Raw genomic sequence first — 505 nt, 5'->3', positions numbered from 1 at the left:
TCGGACTCCTCGGCGGACATCTTCGCCTGGGCCGCCTGCGTGACGTACGCGGCGACCGGCCGTCATCCCTTCCACGCGGAGACGCCGGACAAGCTCGCCCTTCGCGTGCAACGGGACACCCCGGACCTCGACGCGCTGCCCGCCTACCTGCTCACGTCGGTCGCCGGGGCCCTGTCCAAGATCCCCCGACAGCGGCCGACCGCCTCCGCCCTGCTCGCCTCGCTGGTCGGCCGGGAGTTCCAGGGGGTGACCGAGGCCGACGCCGTCGCCGGTGACTTCCTCGAACGCACCTGGACCGGCACCGCCCGGGCGGCGACTGACGGCCTCACCGTCCTGCCCGTCGGCGAGTGGGCCGGCGAGGGCACCGAGCGTGCCTCCGACGGCTTCGAGGGCGGCTGGTCGCCGGCCGTCCAGGGGCCGCCACCCGGCTCGGGTCCCTGGCCGGTGGGTCCGCCGCCGCCTGCGTCCGCGTTCCGGCCGGCCGTGTCGCCGCCTCCGACGATCC

Annotated in this window: 1 pseudogene; it reads left to right on the top strand. The window is 76.2% G+C overall.

Features of this window, described 5'->3' with window-relative positions:
• Positions 1–505, top strand: a pseudogene (locus G6R25_RS24560) (serine/threonine protein kinase); the annotation flags it as partial.

This window comes from Candidatus Frankia alpina (assembly GCF_902806485.1).
Classification (GTDB): domain Bacteria; phylum Actinomycetota; class Actinomycetes; order Frankiales; family Frankiaceae; genus Frankia; species Frankia alpina.
Note: the sequence above shows the minus strand (reverse complement) of the source record. Positions and strands in the feature narration are given on the sequence as shown.